This is a genomic window from Winslowiella iniecta (assembly GCF_001267535.1).
GTDB lineage: Bacteria > Pseudomonadota > Gammaproteobacteria > Enterobacterales > Enterobacteriaceae > Erwinia > Erwinia iniecta.
In genome coordinates, this window is the sequence record NZ_JRXE01000060.1 from 1 (window position 1) to 1,391 (window position 1,391).

2 protein-coding genes are annotated in these 1,391 nt (G+C 51.2%); both read right to left on the reverse strand.

Going from position 1 to position 1,391, the window contains the following annotated elements:
• Positions 1-200: 200 nt before the first annotated feature.
• Complete coding sequence (gene sseB, locus NG42_RS21560) at positions 201-761, reverse strand: type III secretion system translocon protein SseB (RefSeq protein WP_053116385.1); 561 nt, start codon at positions 759-761, stop codon at positions 201-203.
• Between the two features lie 78 nt (positions 762-839).
• Positions 840-1,391 (reverse strand): hypothetical protein (locus NG42_RS21565; protein ID WP_052903069.1); only part of this gene is annotated, 552 nt, incomplete at its 5' end.

Here is a 1,391-nt window from a genome sequence, read left to right on the forward strand (position 1 = left end):
TCCATGGTGACCATCGCGGCGCCCATCAGCGAGGTGTTTTTGCCCGCGCTCAGGTACTCGGTATCGCCGGATTTCACGCCAGACGCTGTATTGAGGTTGATGTTGTTGGTGTTGATAGTAGTCATGATAAGTCCTTCTAAATTCCATACTTTAATTACCGGCAGACTGACTACGTTCTGCCGGTATAAATGAATCAGTGATTAGCGGATGGACTGGGCGATCGATTTGGCCGATTCTGCGTTCATGCTCTGCACGCTGTTGGCCATGGTGACCGCGGTGTTGAAGTTCTGCATCAGCTGCTGCAGCTTCAGCTGGTTCTGCTGGACGAAGTCAGACGCGCGGCCTGAGTGGGATTCCAGCGCAGATTTCACCGCCGTCAGGTCAGCTTTATCCAGGTTGGTGCCGTTCTCAGCAATAAACTTGTCGATGCTCATGCCGTTAACTTCGATGTTATTTTCACGCATATAAGCAATAACATCTTCCGGCAGCTCGGCCTTGCCTTTGGCATCAGCCAGGCTCGCCAGCAGCGCGTCAACACGGTTAGCCATATCCTGCGCATCACGGGAGACTTCGGTCTTCTTGCTCATCTGATCAAACTTGGCATTCGCCAGTTCGGTGAACAGCAGCATGATGTTTTCCATGGTGACCATTGCGGTGCCCATCAGCGAGGTGTTCTTACCTGCGCTCAGGTATTCGGTATCACCTGATTTCACTTCAGACGCGGCATTCAGGTTGATGTTGTTGGTGTTGATAGTAGTCATGAATTTTTTCCCTTAATTTTGAATGTGTTTAGTTAACGGCAGGCCTAAATGGCGCTGCCGTTATAAATGAATCAGTGATTAGCGGATGGACTGGGCGATCGATTTGGCCGATTCTGCGTTCATGCTCTGTACGCTGTTGGCCATGGTGACCGCGGTGTTGAAGTTCTGCATCAGCTGTTGCAGCTTCAGCTGGTTCTGCTGAACGAAGTCAGAAGCACGGCCTGAATGGGACTCCAGCGCAGACTTCACTGCCGTCAGGTCAGCTTTATCCAGCTTAATGTCGATATCCCCTGATCGTGCTCTGAGCAGGCGCTGTGAAACGTCGTCCAGTGCTGCTTTTTTATCATCGGAGCGCTCGCCGCCATTGCTGTTGTAATACTCACCTGATTTTTGGTAATACTCGCGCTCAAGTTCATTGATATAGCCATCAAGACCGCCGGATCCCAATATATCAGCCAGCTTGTCGCTCAGAAAATCATCAATACTCTTGCCATTGACTTCAATATTATTGGCGCGCATGTATTCGATAACATCAGGTGGCAGCGTTGCCTTGTCCCTGCCATCGGCCAGACCCGCCAGCAGCGCGTCAACGCGGTTAGCCATATCCTGCGCATCGCGAGAGACTTCAGT

Coding starts and splice junctions, on each gene's coding strand:
- sseB (WP_053116385.1), bottom strand. CDS start 761: ATGACTACTATCAACACCAACAACATCAACCTGAATGCCGCGTCTGAA.